The sequence below is a fragment of the Mycobacterium sp. UNC410CL29Cvi84 genome (assembly GCF_000686745.1).
GTDB lineage: Bacteria > Actinomycetota > Actinomycetes > Mycobacteriales > Mycobacteriaceae > Mycobacterium > Mycobacterium mucogenicum_B.
The window spans coordinates 218,131-237,558 of sequence record NZ_JMLM01000010.1 but is presented as its reverse complement, the minus strand read 5'-3'; the positions used below and the strand labels follow the sequence as shown (position 1 = coordinate 237,558).

Sequence of the window (19,428 nt, the reverse complement as noted above, 5' to 3'; positions counted from 1 at the left end):
AGAACGGAGGGGCGGATGGAACAGGACGTCTCGAAGGCAGTGCCGATCAGTGCCGGCGTGGTGTGCGCGCTGGTCGGCTTCACGTCGTCGTTCGCCGTGGTTCTCGCGGGATTGCGGGCAGCGGGCGCAAATCCGCAACAGGCGGCCTCGGGCCTGGTGGCGGTGAGTTTGGCGATGGGCGCGGCATCGATGCTGTTGTCGTGGCGGTTCCGGATGCCGATCACCAGTGCGTGGTCGACGCCCGGCGCGGCGCTGTTGGTCACGACCGGTGCGGTGGCCGGCGGATGGCCCGCGGCCGTCGGTGCGTTCGCGCTCACGGCGGTGCTGCTGCTGGCGACGGGGCTCTGGCCGGCGCTCGCGCGCCTGGTCACCCGCATCCCCAATCCCGTCGCTCAAGCGATGCTCGCGGGGGTCCTCCTGCCGCTCTGCGTTGCTCCGGTTACCGCCTTGGCCCACGATCCGGGCGCGATCGCGCCGGTGCTGGTGGTGTGGCTGATCATGGTCGCGGTCCGACCCCGCTGGGCCGTACCGGCCGCGTTCGGCGCCGCCCTGGTCGTGATCGCGGTGACGCTGGTCCGACACCACGCCCTGCCCGCAGCCACTGCATGGATCCCCCACCTGCAGGTCACGGCTCCCAGCTTCACGTTGCAAGCTCTCACCGGCATCGCCGTGCCGCTGTACATCGTGACCATGGCAGCGCAGAACATCCCCGGCGTCGCCGTCATGTCGGGCTTCGGTTACCGCATTCCCTGGCGGCCGGCGCTGACGGTGACCGGGATCGGTTCCTTGCTGGCGACTCCGTTCGGCGGACACGCCGTCAACCTGGCCGCGATCAGCGCCGCGTTGGCGGCCGCACCGGACGCCGATCCGAACCCCAGGCGCCGCTGGATCGCCGGGTTCACGACGGGGGCGGTGTACTGCGGGCTCGGGCTGGTCTCCACCGGACTGACAGCGGCTGTTCTCGCCGCCCCGGCCGGTGTCGTGCAGGCCGTTGCCGGTGTGGCGCTGCTCAGTGCTTTTGCCGGCGCCTGCGCGGGAGCGATGGCCGACGAATCGGCGCGACTCCCCGCAGCGGTGACGCTGATCGTTGCGGCCTCGGGGACGACGGTGGCCGGTGTCGGTGCGGCGTTCTGGGCGCTGGTGATCGGCGTGATCGCACACCGACTGCTCAGGCCGGCGCCCGAACCCGCCCCTGCCCCGGAACCATCGACACCGGGACGGTAGGTCCTGCAGCTGCTGAGAACTACCGCGCCATATTGGAGACCCGCGGCTTCACCACCGCGCGGTTCGACGCGGTCGATAGTCGGATCGTCAGGAGACGGTCACGTGGACGTGGTCGAAGTGGGCAGCCACCCGCCACATTGTGTAGGAGATGCCGAAGCGTCCGGCCTGACTTTCGAGATCGGCTTTTATCTCGTCCCCGAGACCCATGTCCGAGCCGATCATGATGTCCACCGCATGCCCGCTCGGGTGGTCGGGAAGCCGATCCGCGCGCACGCCACCAATCGACTTCACGCCGGGGTAGGTGGCCATGATGTAATCCACGATCGCCCTCGCATTGGGGACCAAACCGCTCATCCCGACCGTGGGGATCGGCGCGATCGGGCCCAACGCTGCCGTGACGGCTGCCGTCGGGAGGACCACTCCCGCCTGCTGGGCCGGGGGCAACGCAGCATAGCTCGCGCTGACAGCGGCCATCTGCTTGCGCAGCCGAGCCCGCATGTTCTGCAAGTCCGCGCGGACCGCAGCTGCCGCGTCGACGGCCGCCTTCGCCTCAGCCGCGGACTTTGCCGAGGCCTCCTCGCTGGCCTGCGCCTCTTGGTAGGCCTGACGGAAGCCCCGCATCTGCGCGGAGATCTCGGTAGCCACGACCCGCTGGACAGCCAGGGTGTCGATCAGGTTCGCGGGCGACGACGCGGTCAGAATGGCGCTGACGCCGTCGGTTCGCCCGCCCATGTAGGCCGCAGCGGCATACTGGTCAACGTCCTGCTGGTAGGTGTTCAGCTGGGCTTTGGTCGCCTCGAGGCCGGCGAGATCGTCGGAGTGCTTCTTGTCTGCCCGGCTCAGCGACTGCAGCTTCGCGTCGAGATCCGGCTGCGCATTGCGGATGGTGTCGGACAGCTGCTCGACCTGGCGGGACAGCTCGTTGAGCTGTGCCAAGCCGTCCTGGGGCGGGTCGGCGTATGCCACGCCACCCCACACCACGCTCAAGGCCACCAGTCCTGCGACGGCACCGACCACCGGCTTATGGACGGCGTCCTTCGCCAGAAGCGGTGAGTGAACCTTCAAGTCTGCGCATCCTTCGACGCTGTCGACGTCTGCTCCGTCGAATCGACTGTCCGTGTGCCTTAGTTGTCGAGGAGGCTACAAAAGTGACGCCTACGCTGTCCAACCACGGGCCCGACGACTGCCGGTGTGGCCCGTCAAGATGCAGGGTCTCAAATTCCCTGACATCTGCCGATGGTCCTGACCCGCGGTGATGCACCTTCCGAACACCGGTCGCACGCCTTTCTCGACTGCGAAGGAGTATGTACCCGTAGTTCTTCTGGGGCGGGAACACTCTGGACCGCGCCTGCGTCCTGATCAGGCTGTGCCACCTCGCCATCGGGCGGCGCCTGGGTCATGGGTTGATGGTGCTCGGCCCGTCTTGACGTCCCCAGATGTATTCGGACGCGAACGGCGAGCCCAAGCCGAAGTGGTTGTACGGCGCGATCGACGCGCCGGTGTCCATCACCATGTACGGCATCGGCCAGATGTCCTTGGTGACCGTCCAGCAACCCGGGCGACCCATCGGACCGCCGGAGGCGTTGATCCGAGGCAGGTTGTCTGGGTAGACATAGGCGTTGGCGGTGCCGACCAGTTCCATGTGCATGGCCAGCGAGTAACCGTTACCGCCGAGGCCCTTGGCCGCGGCCGGCGCACCGGAGGCGAAACCGCGGAACAGACAGTCCAACTCGGGGCTGTACTTGTCCAGCAACCGGGTCGTCGGCAGCAAGTCCTCGGCGCCCCGGGTCAGGTACGGACCACCTCGCTCCAAGATGTCGCCGCCGGTGTTGCCGAACCCGACCGCGGCGACCAACGCTTGGTCCAGGTTGCCGCGCTGATCATTGAAGGTGCGGGCCGTCGTGACCGCGTTCGCCAGGCCGTCCCACAGATCCGGGGATGCGTTGGCGTACAACTGCGATAGGTCGGCCAAGGCCTTGATGTCATGCCGCAATGCGGGCATCCGCGCGTTGATGTCACCCAAGATGTCGTTGCCGTTGACCAAGGACTGTCCGAACTTGTCCCCCAGCCCGTCGAGAGCCTGAGCCGCGGCGGTCAGAATTTGGTTGAGCTTGACCGGGTCCACCTGCCCGGAGATCGCGGTGATGGTCTCGAACAGCGTATTGAACTCAGTGGTGACGCCACTGGCGTCGATTACGTCACCACTCTTGAGGCGCTGTGGCGACGGGTTAGCCGGCGAGGTGAACGAGATGTACTTGTTGCCGAACGCGGTGGTGGCCAACAGCTTGACGTCCACGTTGCCGGGCAACAGGTCCAAGTACTGCGGATCAACGCTGAGAACAAGTTTGGCTTGAGCCCGGCCATCATTCCCAGACTGGGCCTCAGCGGCCTGCAACCGACCGATCGGCACCCCGTTGAAGGTGACCTTGGAACCAGGATCCATCGACAACCCGGACCGGTTGTACACCACGAACAGCTGGGCCTTGGTGTCGAAATAGCCTCGGAATTGGGACCACGTCAGCGCCAGCACCAACACAAAGAACAGCACCAGCCCAACCGCTGCCGCCTGGTACGGCGGGCTACGGTCGGGGTTCAGCGGGGCATGGACCTGCCCCTCGGCGATTGGCGGCGGCGGCAATCCATCGAGGTCGCTCCCCGAGTCGGGACCCGCCACTGCACCAACCCCTTTGCTGGTCCGCTACGCCAAACGCCCTGTCATTAAACGCTGCATCGAGTGCTTGTCGAAACCTGTTCGCCTGCATGGTGTTCGGGCTCACATGAGGCCGACCGACGTGTCAGCCGTCACGCAGACCAAGGCCGGCGGGAACCGCAAGGAACTGCACGCGAGCTGCCTGAGCTTCCAACGATCGCCGCCGCCATGCTGAATCACTTTCCCGCACGACTATTTCCGTATCGGGACTCGGTTCAATCTCCGTCGAGACTTCGTTGGCGGGTGCACGCCACCCGTGGCAGTGGTCTGCCACGATTTGCCGAACGGTGTCCGATGGATGGTGGCGGTTTCCGAAATGACCAGTCGGGCAATACCTTTCCCCACCCAAAGTATCGGCTGCCGTGCCTTCGACCCCCGCGGCTGCATCGACACGAACCGGGAACCCTTGTCGCCCAGTCCCGTTACCTACACCGGCGGACCGGCGGCATGATCGGCAGCCTGGCCCACCTGATCCGGGCGGCGGCTACACAAGCGATGCTCGGCGGCACCGAACACATCACTCGACACATCACTCGCGACGGGATGGACGCGGTGCTGATCGACTACGCCGCCCGCACTACCGCGGCCCGCACCGCCAGCTGACGTGGCCACGACCCTGCAATGGCCTCGAGGGCCGCACCAACGACTCCCGCGAACCATCGCACCGTTCGCCTCTGAAGCCGCAACCTCCTACATCGACAGACTTGCCCGCGCCAGCCACGTCAGCGTCTACACGTTGCGCGGCCGTGTAGCCGAGTCATCCAAGTGACCTCCGTTCAATGGCACAGCCAGCGGTCCTTCTTGACGGCGCAAGCGCCCTTGGATAACGTTCATTATCGGATAATTACTGTTATCGAACTTGAAAGGCACCGCTGTGGATGGTTTCGATCTGGTGATCCGGGGCGGATTCTTCTTCGACGGAACTGGTGCTCAACCCGCGATTCGCGACGTAGGAGTACGCGCGGGGCGGGTGGCGGCGATCAGCGCGGAACCTTTGGCGACGGAGGGAGCGGTGGTCGTCGACGCTGCCGACCAATGGGTGATGCCGGGCCTGATCGATGTCCACACGCACTATGACGCTGAGGTATTGGTTGCCCCCGGGCTCTCGGAATCGGTACGACACGGCGTCACGACCGTGGTCTTCGGGAACTGCTCCCTTTCCACCGTGTACGCGTCGCCAGACGACTGTGCGGACCTGTTCTCCCGCGTAGAAGCCCTGCCGTGGGACGCTGTCCATACGGCGGTCAAGGAACACCAGACCTGGACAGATCCACACGGCTACGTCGAAGCAATCGAGTCTCGCCCGCTGGGGCCGAACGTCGCGGCGTTCATCGGCCACTCCGACATCCGCGCGGCGGTCATGGGTCTGGATCGGGCCACCGATCCAGACGAACGCCCAACTCCCGCGGAACTGAGCCGGATGTGCGCAATGGTGACCGATGCGCTTGACGCCGGGTTCGTGGGAATGTCGACCGTGAGGAGTTCGTTCACGAAGCTCGACGGCGTGCGCTACCCAGCGCGCCAACTGCCGTCTACCTACGCCTCCTGGCGAGAGTACCGCGCACTGAATCGCGTGCTCCGCGACCGCGGGCGCGTGCACCAGTGCACGCCTAACGCTGCCCGCATGGCCGAGATCAGCAACTTCTTTGCTCAGAGCGCCGGTCGAGGCCGAGCGCCCTTGAAAACCACGATGCTCGCCGCGGCAGATCTCAAGGCCAACCCGAGGCTGATCTGGTTGATGACCAGGGCGACGGCGTTGCTGAACCGGGTGATCGCGTCGGACTTGCGCTGGCAGCATCTGCCGGTGCCGTTCGAGGTGTACGCCGATGGCATCGATCTGGTCGTTTTCGAGGAGTTCGGCTCGGGTGCCGCGGCTCTCAACGTGCGCGATGTGGTCGAGCGCGGCGAACTCGTGGACTCCGAGGCCTACCGCCGCCAGTTCCGCAAGGACATCGAGCACAAGTTCGGCCCCAAGCTGTGGCACCGTGACCTGTTCGACGCCGACATCGTCAGCTGTCCTGATGCCGAGTTGATCGGCAAGTCGTTCGGTCGCGTCGCCCTGGAGCGGGGCATCCATCCCGCTGACGCCTTCCTTGACCTGGTGGTCGCCCATGGCGCTGATTTGCGCTGGCGCACGACGATCGCCAATCACCGGCCCGGTGTGCTCGACAAAATTGCGGACAACCCTCAGATTCAAATGGGTTTCGCCGACTCCGGCGCCCACCTGCGCAACATGGCGTTCTACAACACCGGTCTTCGGCTGCTCAGGCGGGTCAAGGAGTCTGCCGAGGCGGACCACGAATTCCTCAGCCTCGAACGTGCCGTGCACCGGCTCACCGGCGAACTCGGCGACTGGTACGGCCTGGACGCCGGCACTCTCCTGCCCGGCGACCGCGCCGACATCGTCGTCATCAATCCTGCCGGGCTTTCGGAAGCCTCGGCGGACTACGCAGAAGCCATCCTCGCCGAGCTCGGAGGCATTTCGCGAATGGTAAACCGCAACGACAACGCGGTGGCCGCGACCATCGTGGGCGGCCACGTCGTCTACCGCGACGGCCGCTTCACCGACGGGTTCGGCACGACACGAAGCTACGGGTCTTTCCTTCGCGCAGGAAAGGCACCGGCGTGATTTCGGGCCCAGCCGCCGTCACCCGGCGGACACCCCGCGCCGAGGTCCGAGACCGGCTCCTACGCGCGGCCTCCACGGTGTTCGCCGAACGCGGCTTCGCCGGAGCCACCATGCAACAGGTCGCGGCCACCGCCGGATTCACCACCGGCGCGCTGTATTCCAACTTCGCGAGCAAGGACGACCTGTTCTTCGAGCTGTTCGACCGGGAGGTGACAGGCCGCATCGCAGCGGTACGAGCAATCCTCGGCCAGGCCAACCTGACAGTCGTCAACGAGGCAACAGCACACGCAGCCGGCCAGCAGCTCACCGCCGCGATGCAGCACAACCGCGAATGGCAGCTGCTGTTCACCGAGTTCTGGCTTCGTGCCATCCGCGACGCGCAGCTACGCGAGCGATGGGTCGAGAAACGCCGGGACTACCACCGACAACTAACCGAGTTGGCCGACGAAGCTCTCGCCGGTTGGGGCGCAGACGCAGCCATCTCCTCGCGCACCCTCATGTTCACCATGCTGGCGTTGAACAACGGCCTTGCCATCGAAGAGCTCGCCGATCCGGGCAGCGTTCCAGCCGACACGATCGGGACCGTCCTTGTCCGCCTGCTCGGTATCCAATCCAAGACCACCGGTTGACGACCCGCCACCACGAAGGGCGGATACCGGACAGCGAGAGAGACAGGCCCTAGCCATGCCGCCGCGACATGAACACCCGTCCGAGGAGAAGCGCGTGACCACCAAGAACACATCGTCAACCAGGCGGTGGCGCATCGGCAGCCCGATTCGCAACCTGGCCGGCCGCACCAGCTACGAACCCGCGACAGGCGGCGCGGGCACGGTCATGACGGTCGGTGGCGTCGACCTGCACGTCCGAGCGGACGGCCCCGACGACGGCCCCGCACTCCTGATGCTGCACGGCTTCGGTGCCTCCACGGCATGGTTCGACCAGATCGTTGCTCGCCTAACGGAATTCCGGATCATCCGGATCGACCTACTCGGGCACGGTGGTTCCGCACGACCTACATCCGGCTACGACCCCGACAGCCAAGGTCGGCTCTATGCGCGTCTGCTGAGCGACTTGAACCTGAGCGACGTCACGGTTGTTGGGCACTCAATGGGCAGCCTCTTCGGCGTGGCCACCGCCGAGCACAGCACCCGCATCACCCACCTCGTGCTGATGGGGGAAGGGCCCGACACGAGCACCGGAACACTGCCACCCGGCGAGTGGGCGATACACACCCCTTGGATCGGCCCGATCCTGCAGCAACATGGTCCCGCATTCGTCACCAACCGTGTGGTCCGGCGAGCATTCTCGCCGGGCTTCGACATGGCCACCGCCTTTCGCAACCCAAGCCAGGGGCTCGACGACGCCCGCAGCCTGAACCACCCCGCCTTCACCCAATCCATGAAGCTGCGGAAGGTGTGGACCAAACAGCTTGGTCTGGACGTACGGCTAGAGAATCTCGCGTTGCCGGCGCTCGTCATCTTCGGCCGGGAAGACCGCTTCTACAACGTGGACGCCGCACTGGCGCGCTACCGGGCAGTGCGAACGATCACGACCACGGTCCTCGAACACGTGGGGCACTCGCCGATGATCGAGGCGCCCGATCGCGTCGTTGATCTCATCCGCGAGTTCCTGTCAACCGCCGACTTGAGAAAGAACGATAGGCAGCCATGACTGTCGACCTCCGGGGTACCCGCGTCCCCCTCACCTGCGCGACCGGTGGCCTCGACCGTGGGACTTCAACCGCCATGTACGAAAGGGAGAGACAATGCCACACCTGGTCGACCTTGACCGCGACGGACAGACACTGATCATCACCATGCGCCGCGAAGCCCGGCGCAACGCCGTCGACGCGGACATGACCGCCGGCCTGGACGCCGCTTTCAACCTGCTGGACGACGATCCGGAACTTCGGGTCGGGGTTCTGGCTGGCACCGGCGCGGTGTTCAGCGCCGGGACCGACCTCAAAGCCGGCTCCGGCACTCCGACGGAGCGAGGGGGAGAGTACGGGCTGATCCGCCGCCGTCGCAGCAAGCCGGTGATCGCCGCGGTCGATGCACCGGCGTACGGCGGCGGGTTCGAACTGGTCCTGGCCTGTGACCTCGTGGTGGCCTCGAGTCGGGCCAGCTTCAGCCTGCCCGAGGCCCAGCGCGGCGTCATCGCCACCTGCGGAGCGCTGTTCCGCACCGCCCGGGCGCTACCCCGCAACGTAGCCACCGAGCTGCTACTCACCGGCGACCCCCTGACCGCCGAGCGGGCCCACGCGCTCGGACTGGTCAACGTCCTCACCGAACCGGGGGATGCACTCGAGGCGGCGATCGCTTTGGCGGGCCGGATTTGCGGCAGCGCCCCGGTTTCGGTAAGCGAAACCCTGCGTGCAGTCGAACAGCTGCATGCGCCGGATGACGAGCGCGGGTGGCGGGCCACCGAGCAGGCCTTCGCGGCCGTGCTGGAGTCCGAGGACATCCACGAGGGCCTCCTCGCGTTCGCGGAGAAACGTGCACCCGAGTGGAGCGGTCGATGAGTACTCAACGGCGTGGCCGACGCATCGCCATGGAAGATCACGAGCGTGACGCTTTCCTAGCCGAACAGCGCGTCTGTCGGGTGGCGACCAACGGTCCGTCCGGTCCGCACGCAACTCCGCTGTGGTTCGTCTGGGACAACGAGTGCCTGTGGCTGTACTCCCTGACACGTAGCCAGCGGTGGGCCGACATCACCAGACAGCCACGCATCGCGGTCGTGGTCGACACCGGTCACGACTACCTGGAACTGCGCGGCGTCGAGCTCGTCGGCGATGCCGAAGTCGTTGGCGAGGTCCCACGGACCGGTCAGCCCCAGCCGGCCCTGAAGACACCCGAGAACCTATTTGCTGCCAAGTACGTCGGCCTGGACACCCTGCCGTATGACGGGCAGCACGCCTGGCTCCGGATCCGGCCAGAGACCATCCGCAGCTGGGACTTCCGAAAGCTCGGCGGCTGAAGATGGCACGATCGATCACAGTGGCCGGGATGGTCGCCCGCCCGTCCCTCAATCCCTTCCGCCGCATCCACGTGCCGAAGGACTTGGACGCCATCACCACCATCGGCGAAGAGAGCGCCTCCGACGGTGGACTCGACACTGACCAAGTCGCCACCATCTGGGCCGCGGCCCAAGACCTCTACCGCGCCGGAGTACATCCCGCGATCCAGCTGTGCATCCGCCGCAACGGCGTGGTCGTCCTCGACCGCACCATCGGACACGGCTGGGGCAACGGGCCCCTCGACAACCGAGATTCGAAGAAGGTCCTCGCGACGCCGAACACACCGTTCTGCATCTACTCCGCGTCCAAGGGCATCACCGCGACCGTCATCCATTTGCTTTGCGAGCGCGGAATACTCGACCTCAACGCCCCCGTCGCGGAGTACCTTCCCGGCTTCGGCCGCCACGGCAAGCACCGCATCACAATTGCGCACGTTCTCGCCCACCGAGCCGGCGTGCCCCACGTCCCGGCTGGGCTACTCGACCCCGAGGTCCTGGACGACCGCGACCATCGGCTGACACGGCTCAGCGCCATGAGACCGGTCTCGCCCTCCGGCAGGGTCACCGCATACCACGCACTCACCTTCGGCTTCCTGCTGGCCGAAGTCGTCCATGCCGCGACCGGCAGGACCATCCGCGAGGTGCTGGCCGAAGCGATCCTCGATCCGCTCGGCTTCCGGTGGACCAACTACGGAGTGACCAACGGCGACCTCCCGCTGGTCGCACCCTGTTATCCCACCGGCCTCCCGCTCCTGCCCTCACTCGATGTGCTCTCCAAGTGGATCTACGGCGCCGCCCTGGACGAACTTGTCGAGATGCTCAACTCGCCCATTTATCTCACCACCGTGCTGGCCGGCACCAATACGGTCGGCACGGCCAACGAGCTCTCACGCTTCTACGAGATCCTCCGCGCAGGAGGCGAATTGGACGGAGTCCGGGTGTTGCAGCCCCACACCATCCGCCATGCTCTGATTCCACAGTCGCGTCTCCAGCCGGACCCCATGATGTGCGGCTGGCCCGTCCGCTACGGCTACGGCTACATGCTCGGCGCAAAGCGGTTGAGCCTGTTCGGTCATGACACCGAACGCGCCTTCGGGACGATCGGGCTGACCAACAACCTCGGCTGGGCCGACCCTGAACGCGGCATCAGCGCCGGACTCATCACCTCGGGCAAACCCCTCGTGTATCCAGAGGTGGGCCGATTCCCGACGCTCCTGTCCACGATTGCTTCACAGATCCCCAAAATTCGAAACTGATCGGTTCGGTGATCGTCGACTACATCGGCGCTCACCGCAGCCGGTTCTGGGTCGACCCGATCTGCACCGTGCTCGCCGAGCACGGCCTGCCGATTCGTCGTGTACGCGGGGCAGCTGGTTTTGAATCTGCTGTGGTCAGCGTTGTTCTTCGGCCTTGGCCGGCGCGGGGTAGCGCTCGTTGACATCGTGCTGCTCGACGTGGCCATCGTTGTCTCAATTGCGTTGTTCTGGAAGGTAAACCGCGCAGCGGCCGCGATGCTCGTCCCGTATCTCGGGTGGACGCTGTTCGCGACAGTGCTGAACATCTCGGTGTGGTCGCTCAACGCCTGAGCAGTTGTGCCTGCCGTCCTCTAACACCGACTGCGGGTTGGTTGGCGATTCGGTGACCAGGGTTGTGGAACCAATGAGCGGTCTGGCCGGCCATTACGGTGATGTGCGGTTGGGTCGGAAGTGTTCGCGGTTCGCGACAATTCGGGCGGCCACGTCGGCGAGTTTGATGTTCATGTCTTGCGAGATGCGCCGCAGCCGGTCGAACGCCTCGGTGTCGCCGATGTCGAACAGCACCATCAACATGCCGACCGCTTTGCCGATTTCGCGGTTGGACTGCACCGCGTGGCGCAACCCGGCGACGTCCTCACCCAGCGCGGCTGCACTGGCGGCGACCGATGCAAAGGATGCCAGCACAATCGCTTGCGCCGCAGAGGTGGCGTCGAAGGCTCCGGGCGTATCCGAGAACAGGTTCAGGGCGCCCACTTTGTGGCCGTCGACCAGCATGCGGAACCCCATCGCCCCGCGCACGGGTGTGGCGGCCAGGACGCAGGCCGCCAACGACGGCCATTGGCTGTGGGTCGTCAAATCGGGGTCGATCTGGGCGGTTTCGGTGTCGATCGCATCCAAGCAGGGGCCGTCGCCGATTGCGCGTTCGAGGGCGTCGATGTCGGCGGCGACGTGATCACTGGCGGCGACGGTGACGTAGGTGCCACGGGGATCGCGCATCAGCACGCTGGCGTGGTCGCAGCCGTTGACCATGAGGGTCGCGGCCACGCACACGGCCTGGTAGACCTCGTCGGAATCGGTGCCCTCGTAGATCAAGCGCGCCAAATCGTGAAATGCCGCGAGGGCGTCGCTGGTGAAAAGGGTACTCAGCCGATCGTCAGGCACAAGCAACTTGTACCACCATCATCGGCTCTTCGTGACCGACCGGCAGGCTTTGCCCTGCCAATCGCGCCCACCGCCGCCGCCGGCCGGCCCGCGTGCATTGGCCGTGGGGCGGCGATGCGGGTCCAGCGCTAGTTTTCTCAACGCTGCGGTTGACGCCCACGCATCACCTGGCGGAGGCGCAGACCCAACCCGAACCCCAGCCTCCGAAGGGTGTGATGCCCGCGGCGCTGACACGTAAACCGCGTACGGGTCAGCATCATCACTGCCGGATGGTTGCGAAGCAGACCGTGCTCGGCAGCGAACGCTTCAGAACACCGCGTCATCGAAGTCCATGGCAGCTCTTGCTATTCCACCGCGGATCACGGGACGAACGACGACGTAGGTTCTCAAATTTGACTGCGATAGCGCTAGTCAAACTCACCAGATGTCGACTGGTCACGGTGAGACATGAGCCTGGCTTGCGACAAGAAGCGGCAAGCATTGAGCCGCTGATTCAACCACGTCCGGTCTTGGCGACCGCTTGTTGGGTTACCGCGTACGCACATGTCGATTCATTGGCCAATTGGTCATTTGCGTCCTGGCCTGGCTAATCCGCTCGCGGTTGTCGCGCCGCTTCGATGACATGTACGTGGCTGTCGGCCCATGCGTGGAGTCCGTCGAGGCTGTCAACTAGGGACCGGCCCAGATTGGTCAGGCGGTAGTACACACGTTGCGGCGGAGGCCCTGCTCTCGGCGAGCGCTGTACCAAACCGTCGCGCACGAGATTGCGCAGTGTCGCGGACAGCATTTTGCGCGAAGCGCCGTTGATGCGCCGATACAGGTCTCCGTAACTGAGTTCCGTTGCACCGGAGAGGTGTTCGAACACTGCGGGCACCCACTTGTTGCTGATAATCGCCAACACAGCTTGCAACGCGCAGACATCGCGGACCGGCCTCGAACGGACATGACGCTCGGCAACGAACACCTCAGCGCACCGCGGTATCGAAGGGGCCGTATCCGCAGCACCCCGATTCGAGCAGGACCGTATCGACGCCGCGCCCAGCCAGCCGCCGTGCGGTCGACAGGGCCAGTCCACCGCCGATGACCGCGACCGAGCAGGTGAGATTCTCCGTCAGCGGCGGAGGGATGTCGGTCGGCGGGTCGATCCAGCCGGTGAAGCTGGTGTAGTCGGTGGTCGCGGTGCTGTTCATGCGGCTCCGGCTCCATGGATGCTGGTGGCTGAAAGGCGTTGTGCGGCAGCACCAGTACGAGCGTCGAACGCGGTGTAGGCGCAGTAGATGACGAGCATCGTCAGGCCCCAGGTGGACAGGGCCACGGTGTAGAAGAGCGTGTGGTTGGCGTCGTCGCCCGGGATGTGCCAGAAGTCGTAGATCGCGGCGACGACGACGTTGAGGGCCGTCGCGGCACCGATCCAGGCGGCGTGTGCGCGCTCGCCGATGTTCCACAGGCGAAATGCGAAGTAGCACAGGAAACTTGAGGTCGCGAGCGCCGTCAACAGGAAGAACACCTTGCCGGGAGTGCCGATCTGGACGGCGAACTCGGAGAGGAAGAACCCGAACACCGCGGCCAGGGCGAACGCCCCGACCTCGACACGCAGTGACGGCCTGTAGCCGTGGGTGAGCATCAGCAGACCCATCACCAGGATCAGCGTGAAGCCGATGGACCGCGAGAACGCGTCGAGGAAGAACGCAATGTGGAACATCGGAGAATCCTGGCCGCCCTTGAGCAGACCGTACAGCAGGAAGTTCGACCCGGACACAGCCATGATGATCCATTCGAGGCCGATCAGGTAATTGTGATGGCGCCGAATGAATTTCGCGCCACAGATGAATCCGATGGCGATCATCCAGACGTCCGCCGCGGCGAAGTACATGTCGCGCATGGCGGCGCCTCCTTGGTTGTGACCGTGATCTCGTACGGTCCCCAGCGTGCTGAGGCGACTGCCGCCGCCGCTACGCCGACATGCACCTTCGTGTCGCCATGGGCGCGACACAGTGCACCACCAGATCGTGCGATCTGCCCTTGTTCGGCGGCCGCGGTGCACTGTGCACCACACCGTCGCGAAGGAATGGGCACCGCGGCGTAGTGATCAGGCGGCGGCACCGGGCACCGTGGCATCACCTAAAGCGGAATCGAGCGAAAGGCCCAGCCCATGAACGCATCGACACCCACCGTCGACGAGTACGACATCGTCGTCATCGGCGCCGGCATCTCCGGTATCGGCGCCGCGAAGTACATCACCGAGGCGTTCCCAGGCAAGCGGGTGGTGATCCTCGAGGGTCGCGCGAACATCGGCGGCACCTGGGACCTGTTCAAGTACCCCGGCATCCGTTCCGACAACGGCCTGCACACCTTCGGCTACGAGTTCAAGCCCTGGACCGACCCGGACGCCATCGCGGAGGCCCCGAAGATCGTCAACTACCTCCAGGAGACGCTTGACGAGTTCGACCTGAACCGGCTGGTGCGGTTCGAGCACAGCGTGCAGCGCGCCTCGTGGTCGAGTGAGGACGCCCGCTGGACTCTCGACGTCACTACCCCAGACGGCGACCGGCGGATCAGCGCGAACTGGATCTTCGCCGGCACCGGCTACTACCGCTACGACGAGGGCTACACCCCGCAGTTCGAGGGCCGCGAGGACTTCCGGGGCGACATCCTGCACCCGCAGCACTGGCCCGAGGACTACGACTACAGCGGCAAGAAGGTCGTGGTCATCGGCAGCGGTGCCACCGCGGTCACGCTGATCCCGTCGATGCTGAACCACGCAGGTGCTGCGGCGCACGTCACCATGCTGCAGCGCACTCCGACTTACGTTATCCCCTGGGCGAAGGTCGATTCCGCAGCGCTGATGTTCACCAAGTGGTTCGGTGCGAACCGCGGCTACGCGTTGACCCGGTTCACCAACATCTGGATCGAACGAAGCATCGTCAAGGCCATGCGCGGATTCCCGAAGTTGGCACGCGCGGCCATCCGGCGCGTGAACATCAAATCCCTGCCGCAAGGATTCGACGTAGACACCCACTTCAACCCGCCGTACGACCCGTGGGATCAGCGCCTGTGCCTGTGCCCCGACGGCGACTTCTTCGAAGCGCTCAGTGACGGCAGCGCTTCGATCGTCACCGATAAGATCGAGCGGTTCACGGAGACCGGCATCGCGCTCGAATCGGGCGAGCACCTGGACGCCGACGTGATCGTCACCGCGACAGGCCTGAACATGCGCCTGCTCGGCGGCATCGAACTCGACGTCGATGGCGATCCGGTGCACCTGCCGGACACCGTGGCTTACCGCGGAACCCTCCTGTCGGGAATCCCGAACTTCGCCATCGCGATCGGCTACACGACATCCCCGTGGACGCTGAAGATCAGCATCCTGTGCCGATACTTTTGCGCACTCGTGGCACACATGGACGCCTTCGGCTATGACAGCGTCCGCGTCGAGGCCGACCCGGCCATGGAGCGCCGGCCGATCGTTGACCTGAGTTCCGGCTACGCCCAGCGCGCGAAGGACATCATTCCGAAGCAGGGCACGGGCCTGTTCCAGATGTCCATGTCGTACCAGCAGGACGCCAGGATCCTCCGTGGTCCACTGCTCGATGGAGCCCTGCACTTCTCGTCCCGTGCCGACGAACCGCACCGCTCGCCGGCACCGGCGAATGAGGCGATCCATGCCTGAGCCGAAATCCGCAGACCGGTTCGTGACGCTCCCCGGCGCCACGCGGGTCTGCTTCCGCACCGACGGGCCAGCCGGGGGAACACCGGCCCTGCTGCTCGCCGGCCTCGGGGAGGACCTCACGACATGGTCGCCGCGGTTCGTCTCCGCCCTGGTCGAAGCCGGATTCTTGGTGATCCGGATGGACAACCGCGACTCGGGCCGCTCGACCTTCGCCACGACGCCGCCGCCGAACACCCTTCGGCAACTGCTTTCCCGGCCGCGGCACGACGCCTACACGCTGGCCGACATGGCAACCGACGCCGCGCAGCTGATCGAACACCTCGCCGTCGGCCCGACCCACGTGGTCGGCAGGTCGATGGGCGGCATGATCGCGCAGACGGTCGCGGCCCGGCACCCCGCCATCACCGCCACGCTGACCTCGCTGTACTCGACCACCGGTGATCCGACGGTGGGACAGCCCGCCGCGTCGACAAAAGCCCTGCTGGTGAGCCCCCCTCCGCGAAACCGGCTGCAGGCGGTCCGCGCGCACCTGCGAATGACTGCACACCTCGCCGGAACCGGTTACCCCATCGATGAGGCCGAGGAGGCCGCGCATGCCGTCGAAACTGGAACCGCACCGCCGGCGATGGCGCCGCCGGAACGGCCCGGCAGATCCAGGCCATCCAGGCCTCCGGTGACCGGACAGCGGAACTGGCCACGATCACCGCGCCGACGCTGGTGATCAACGGTGACCGCGATCTCATCGTCGCACCGTCGGGCGGTGCAGCCACCGCGGCCGCGATCCGGCACGCGCGGCACATCGTCATCCCCGGCATGGGCCACCACCTGCCCGATTCGCTCGCCCCGCGCATCGCCGACCACGTCATCGACCATCTCGAAAGGGCACTGATATGACCGAACAGAATCTGACCGCACAACACACCGTCGACGTCGCCATCATCGGCGCCGGCGTATCGGGCTTGACCGCGGCGCGGAGGCTGACTCAAAACGGACGATCAGTGATCGTCCTGGAGGCCGGCGACCGCGTCGGCGGGCGCACCATGAACCTCGACGTTGGCCACGGCGTCATCACCGAAGGCGGCGGCCAATGGATCGGCCCCGGCCAGGACCGGATCTTCGCCCTGATCGACGAACTCGGGATCGACACGTTCAAAACCTACGTCGACGGCAAGTCGATCTATCACCGCAACGGCAAGTCCAAGCGATATGACGGCCTCATCCCGCCGGTCAATCCGCTGATTCTCGCCGACTTCGCCCAGCTGCAGATGCGGCTGGACCGCATGGCGAAGACGGTACCGCTCGAGGCGCCGTGGACGGCCCGGCACGCGCGCAAATGGGACAGCACCACCATCGGGCACTGGCTCGACGCCAACGCGCTGACCGAGGACGCCAAGTTCATCCTCACTCTCGGCCTGGCGGTGACCAACGCCGAAGATTTGCACTGGACGTCGTTGTTGGTGCAGTTGGCGCGGATCAAGGGCGCCGGCGGCTTCGAACACATGGTGAACGTCACCGGCGGCGCGCAGGAGTCGCGGGTCGTCGGCGGGACGTTCCGCATCGCTCAGCGCATGGCCGACGACCTCGGGGCCGCCGTGGTGCTTGAGTCGCCCGTGACTGAGATCAGCCAGAACAGTGACGGCGTCACGGTTCGGTCCGCGCGCATCGATGTCCACGCTGACCGGGTGATTGTCGCCATGTCACCCGCCGATGCCTCCCGCATCAACTTCACACCGGACCTTCCGACCCGCCGGAGCATGCTGCAGCGCCGCTGGAGCAGTGGTTCGGAAAGCAAGCTCTTCGCCGTTTACGACAGGCCGTTCTGGCGGGAGCAGGGCCTCAACGGGCAAGCGGTCAGCGATCTGCCGGTCGCCAACTTCGTCATCGACAACTCGCCGCCGGACGCCAGCGTCGGCATCCTGCTGACCTTCATGGGCACCGCAGGATCGGGGTGTCTGCAGAGCTGGCCCGATCAACTGCTCGACAACCCTGACGCCCGGCGCGACGCCGTCCTTGCCGACCTGACCACACTGTTCGGCCCGCAAGCGGCCAAGCCGATCGCGTTCCTGGAAAAAGACTGGGCACACGAACCGTGGATCAATGGCTGTGTCGGCTCCCGCGCGCCGGGGTCGCTGACCCAGTACACCGACGCCGACCGCAGGCCGGTCGGCCGAATCCACTGGGCGGGCACCGAGACCGCGACCGTCAACCAGGGCTACTTCGACGGCGCTGTCAGCGCCGCCGAGCGCGCCGCCGCCGAGGTGCTCAAGCACCTCCCGGTGCCGACAGAGTGGCGGGGTAGTCATGACTGAACAGCACACACAGGCGCCGGAGGACGCCACCGGCCTGAACCGGACCCTCGGCGTCGCCCACATCGTGTTCATGGTCGTGGCGTTCGCCGCGCCGCTGACGGTGTTCGCGGGACTCATCCCCCTGATGCTCGGCTCCGGCAACGGCATCGGGACGCCCGTCGACTTCGTGATCGTCGGCGTCGTGCTTGTGCTGTTCACCGTCGGCTACTCGGCGATGACCCCCGAGGTCCGCAACGCCGGCGCCTTCTACTCCTATGTGCAGCGCGGCCTCGGCACCGCGGCCGGCCTCGGCGCCGCCGCGCTGGCCCTGGTCACCTACTCGCTGCTCATCGTGTCCGTCGCGGCTTACCTCGGTGCCGCCGCGCGGAACGTGATCCACACGTTCGCCGGAGTCGCGGTGCCGTGGTGGATACTCGCAGCCGCCGGGCTCGCGGCGATCGGCTACCTGGGATACCGCAACGTCGAGGTCAGCGCGCGCGTACTGGGCGTATTGCTGATCGCGGAGATCGGGATCGTCGCGCTGGTTGATGTCGCCATCGTGCTGCGCGGCGGAGCTGACGGGCTGTCGGCGCACCCGCTGACCTGGGACGCGTTCACCAGCGGCGCCACCGGCACCGGCATCATGTTCGCCGTCTTCGGCTTCGTCGGTTTCGAGGCCACCGCGGTCTTCCGGTCCGAGGCCAAGGATCCCGACCGCACGATCCCGCGCGCGACGTACACCGCCGTCGTCGTCATCGCCGCCATCTACACCGTCTCGTCCTGGGCGATGATCAACGGCCTCGGCGTCACGCGCACCGTCGAGGCCGCGGCGAACGATCCCGAAGGACTGGCAGCCGGGCTCGCGACCCGCTATGTGTCGCAGCTAGCCCACGACGCCGTGCAAGTGCTGCTGGTCTCGAGCTTCTTCGCGTGTGTACTCACCGCGCACAACGTGGTTTCCCGCTACCTGTTCGCCCTCGGCCGCCAGGGCGCGCTCCCGGTTCCGCTCGGCGCGGTGCATCCCGTGCACCGGTCGCCGCACGTGGCCTCGCTGCTGACCTCAGGAGTCATCGCGACGCTGGTCGCGGTCACGGCGATCCTCGGGCTCGACCCCGTCGTCCAGATCTATGCCTGGTTCGGCGGCGCCGGAACCCTCGGGCTGATCGTTCTGCTGGCCCTGACCTCCGCGGCGATCGTCGTGCACTTCCGCCAGCTCCGGACAGCGAGTACCTGGAGGGGCACCGTCGCCCCTGCCCTCGCACTCGCCGCCCTTGGCACCATCCTCGTGCTCGTCATCAGCAACTTCGAGCTCCTCATCGGCTCGCGCACCTGGGCGAATGTCTTCCTCGCGGTGATCACCGCCGCGTTCTCCGCCGGCCTCGCCTGGGCAGTCATGCTGCGCCGGCGTCGCCCCGATGTCTACCGCACCCTCGAATGACCTCGATCCCCGAAGCAGACGCCCAACGAAGAAAGGA

Annotated in this window: 19 protein-coding genes and 1 pseudogene; 14 read left to right on the top strand and 6 right to left on the bottom strand. The window is 66.1% G+C overall.

Annotated elements, in window-relative coordinates; translation table 11 throughout:
• Nucleotides 1-15: 15 nt before the first annotated feature.
• Nucleotides 16-1,224: a benzoate/H(+) symporter BenE family transporter gene (locus tag BR47_RS0116005; protein ID WP_029120130.1), complete on the top strand. Its 1,209-nt coding sequence runs from the start codon at nucleotides 16-18 to the stop codon at nucleotides 1,222-1,224.
• A gap of 87 nt (nucleotides 1,225-1,311) precedes the next feature.
• Here BR47_RS0116005 and BR47_RS30685 read toward each other — a convergent pair whose 3' ends face one another.
• Nucleotides 1,312-2,289, bottom strand: coding sequence for a VldE C-terminal domain-containing protein (locus tag BR47_RS30685; protein WP_020099792.1), 978 nt, complete (start codon nucleotides 2,287-2,289; stop codon nucleotides 1,312-1,314).
• 331 nt (nucleotides 2,290-2,620) lie between these two features.
• Nucleotides 2,621-3,847 carry an MCE family protein gene (locus BR47_RS0115995; protein ID WP_029120129.1) on the bottom strand — a complete coding sequence of 409 codons (1,227 nt, stop codon included), beginning with the start codon at nucleotides 3,845-3,847 and terminating at the stop codon, nucleotides 2,621-2,623.
• Between the two features lie 465 nt (nucleotides 3,848-4,312).
• Here BR47_RS0115995 and BR47_RS32665 point away from each other — a divergent pair.
• The 8 genes and pseudogenes from BR47_RS32665 to BR47_RS30680 all read left to right on the top strand — a co-directional run.
• A pseudogene (locus BR47_RS32665) lies at nucleotides 4,313-4,537 on the top strand (ATP/GTP-binding protein); the annotation flags it as partial.
• Between the two features lie 271 nt (nucleotides 4,538-4,808).
• Nucleotides 4,809-6,563: an N-acyl-D-amino-acid deacylase family protein gene (locus BR47_RS0115980; RefSeq protein ID WP_029120128.1), complete on the top strand. Its 1,755-nt coding sequence runs from the start codon at nucleotides 4,809-4,811 to the stop codon at nucleotides 6,561-6,563.
• Nucleotides 6,560-7,192: a TetR/AcrR family transcriptional regulator gene (locus BR47_RS0115975; protein ID WP_020099796.1), complete on the top strand. Its 633-nt coding sequence runs from the start codon at nucleotides 6,560-6,562 to the stop codon at nucleotides 7,190-7,192. The genes BR47_RS0115980 and BR47_RS0115975 overlap by 4 nt, the downstream gene beginning before the upstream one ends.
• Nucleotides 7,193-7,286: 94 nt before the next feature.
• On the top strand, nucleotides 7,287-8,234 hold the full coding sequence (locus BR47_RS0115970) for an alpha/beta fold hydrolase (RefSeq protein WP_231506720.1): 948 nt from the start codon (nucleotides 7,287-7,289) through the stop codon (nucleotides 8,232-8,234).
• Between the two features lie 94 nt (nucleotides 8,235-8,328).
• Nucleotides 8,329-9,084, top strand: a complete 756-nt coding sequence (locus BR47_RS0115965) for an enoyl-CoA hydratase-related protein (protein ID WP_029120126.1) — start codon at nucleotides 8,329-8,331, stop codon at nucleotides 9,082-9,084.
• Nucleotides 9,081-9,539, top strand: coding sequence for a pyridoxamine 5'-phosphate oxidase family protein (locus BR47_RS0115960; protein WP_029120125.1), 459 nt, complete (start codon nucleotides 9,081-9,083; stop codon nucleotides 9,537-9,539). The genes BR47_RS0115965 and BR47_RS0115960 overlap by 4 nt, the downstream gene beginning before the upstream one ends.
• A 29-nt stretch (nucleotides 9,540-9,568) precedes the next feature.
• Nucleotides 9,569-10,834: a serine hydrolase gene (locus BR47_RS0115955; protein ID WP_020099800.1), complete on the top strand. Its 1,266-nt coding sequence runs from the start codon at nucleotides 9,569-9,571 to the stop codon at nucleotides 10,832-10,834.
• A gap of 99 nt (nucleotides 10,835-10,933) precedes the next feature.
• Nucleotides 10,934-11,164, top strand: a complete 231-nt coding sequence (locus tag BR47_RS30680; RefSeq protein WP_081831309.1) for a TspO/MBR family protein — start codon at nucleotides 10,934-10,936, stop codon at nucleotides 11,162-11,164.
• A 93-nt stretch (nucleotides 11,165-11,257) separates the two neighbouring features.
• On the opposite strand, the gene BR47_RS0115945 is transcribed toward BR47_RS30680, so the two are convergent.
• The 4 genes from BR47_RS0115945 to BR47_RS0115935 all read right to left on the bottom strand — a co-directional run bounded on the left by BR47_RS0115945 (nucleotide 11,258) and on the right by BR47_RS0115935 (nucleotide 13,877).
• Nucleotides 11,258-11,995 carry a GAF and ANTAR domain-containing protein gene (locus tag BR47_RS0115945; RefSeq protein WP_020099802.1) on the bottom strand — a complete coding sequence of 246 codons (738 nt, stop codon included), beginning with the start codon at nucleotides 11,993-11,995 and terminating at the stop codon, nucleotides 11,258-11,260.
• Between the two features lie 586 nt (nucleotides 11,996-12,581).
• Nucleotides 12,582-12,959 carry a winged helix-turn-helix transcriptional regulator gene (locus tag BR47_RS33145; protein WP_036427453.1) on the bottom strand — a complete coding sequence of 126 codons (378 nt, stop codon included), beginning with the start codon at nucleotides 12,957-12,959 and terminating at the stop codon, nucleotides 12,582-12,584.
• Nucleotide 12,960: 1 nt separating this feature from the next.
• Nucleotides 12,961-13,185 (bottom strand): hypothetical protein, encoded by a 225-nt coding sequence (locus BR47_RS0115940; RefSeq protein WP_029120124.1) that lies wholly within the window; start codon nucleotides 13,183-13,185, stop codon nucleotides 12,961-12,963.
• Nucleotides 13,182-13,877: a hypothetical protein gene (locus BR47_RS0115935; RefSeq protein WP_029120123.1), complete on the bottom strand. Its 696-nt coding sequence runs from the start codon at nucleotides 13,875-13,877 to the stop codon at nucleotides 13,182-13,184. The genes BR47_RS0115940 and BR47_RS0115935 overlap by 4 nt, the downstream gene beginning before the upstream one ends.
• A gap of 270 nt (nucleotides 13,878-14,147) precedes the next feature.
• Between BR47_RS0115935 and BR47_RS0115930 the strand changes: the two genes are divergently transcribed.
• From BR47_RS0115930 to BR47_RS0115915, 5 genes are read left to right on the top strand one after another with little or no spacing between them, the layout of a single operon-like run.
• Nucleotides 14,148-15,665 carry a flavin-containing monooxygenase gene (locus tag BR47_RS0115930; protein ID WP_029120122.1) on the top strand — a complete coding sequence of 506 codons (1,518 nt, stop codon included), beginning with the start codon at nucleotides 14,148-14,150 and terminating at the stop codon, nucleotides 15,663-15,665.
• Nucleotides 15,658-16,386, top strand: a complete 729-nt coding sequence (locus tag BR47_RS30670) for an alpha/beta fold hydrolase (RefSeq protein ID WP_231506719.1) — start codon at nucleotides 15,658-15,660, stop codon at nucleotides 16,384-16,386. The genes BR47_RS0115930 and BR47_RS30670 overlap by 8 nt, the downstream gene beginning before the upstream one ends.
• Nucleotides 16,383-16,559: an alpha/beta fold hydrolase gene (locus tag BR47_RS33770; protein ID WP_231506718.1), complete on the top strand. Its 177-nt coding sequence runs from the start codon at nucleotides 16,383-16,385 to the stop codon at nucleotides 16,557-16,559. Before BR47_RS30670 ends, BR47_RS33770 begins: the two co-directional genes overlap by 4 nt.
• Entirely contained in the window at nucleotides 16,556-17,974 is a 1,419-nt protein-coding gene (locus BR47_RS30665; RefSeq protein WP_231506717.1) for a flavin monoamine oxidase family protein, read from the top strand. The genes BR47_RS33770 and BR47_RS30665 overlap by 4 nt, the downstream gene beginning before the upstream one ends.
• On the top strand, nucleotides 17,967-19,391 hold the full coding sequence (locus BR47_RS0115915; protein ID WP_029120121.1) for an APC family permease: 1,425 nt from the start codon (nucleotides 17,967-17,969) through the stop codon (nucleotides 19,389-19,391). Before BR47_RS30665 ends, BR47_RS0115915 begins: the two co-directional genes overlap by 8 nt.
• Nucleotides 19,392-19,428 lie beyond the last annotated feature (37 nt).

Bases quoted from the DNA above. Each gene is read 5' to 3' on its own strand.
- BR47_RS0115935 (WP_029120123.1), bottom strand. From the start codon at position 13,877: ATGCGCGACATGTACTTCGCCGCGGCGGACGTCTGGATGATCGCCATC.
- BR47_RS30665 (WP_231506717.1), top strand. From the start codon at position 16,556: ATGACCGAACAGAATCTGACCGCACAACACACCGTCGACGTCGCCATC.
- BR47_RS0116005 (WP_029120130.1), top strand. From the start codon at position 16: ATGGAACAGGACGTCTCGAAGGCAGTGCCGATCAGTGCCGGCGTGGTG.
- BR47_RS0115930 (WP_029120122.1), top strand. From the start codon at position 14,148: ATGAACGCATCGACACCCACCGTCGACGAGTACGACATCGTCGTCATC.
- BR47_RS0115940 (WP_029120124.1), bottom strand. From the start codon at position 13,185: ATGAACAGCACCGCGACCACCGACTACACCAGCTTCACCGGCTGGATC.
- BR47_RS0115965 (WP_029120126.1), top strand. From the start codon at position 8,329: ATGCCACACCTGGTCGACCTTGACCGCGACGGACAGACACTGATCATC.
- BR47_RS0115960 (WP_029120125.1), top strand. From the start codon at position 9,081: ATGAGTACTCAACGGCGTGGCCGACGCATCGCCATGGAAGATCACGAG.
- BR47_RS30670 (WP_231506719.1), top strand. From the start codon at position 15,658: ATGCCTGAGCCGAAATCCGCAGACCGGTTCGTGACGCTCCCCGGCGCC.
- BR47_RS0115915 (WP_029120121.1), top strand. From the start codon at position 17,967: ATGACTGAACAGCACACACAGGCGCCGGAGGACGCCACCGGCCTGAAC.
- BR47_RS0115955 (WP_020099800.1), top strand. From the start codon at position 9,569: ATGGTCGCCCGCCCGTCCCTCAATCCCTTCCGCCGCATCCACGTGCCG.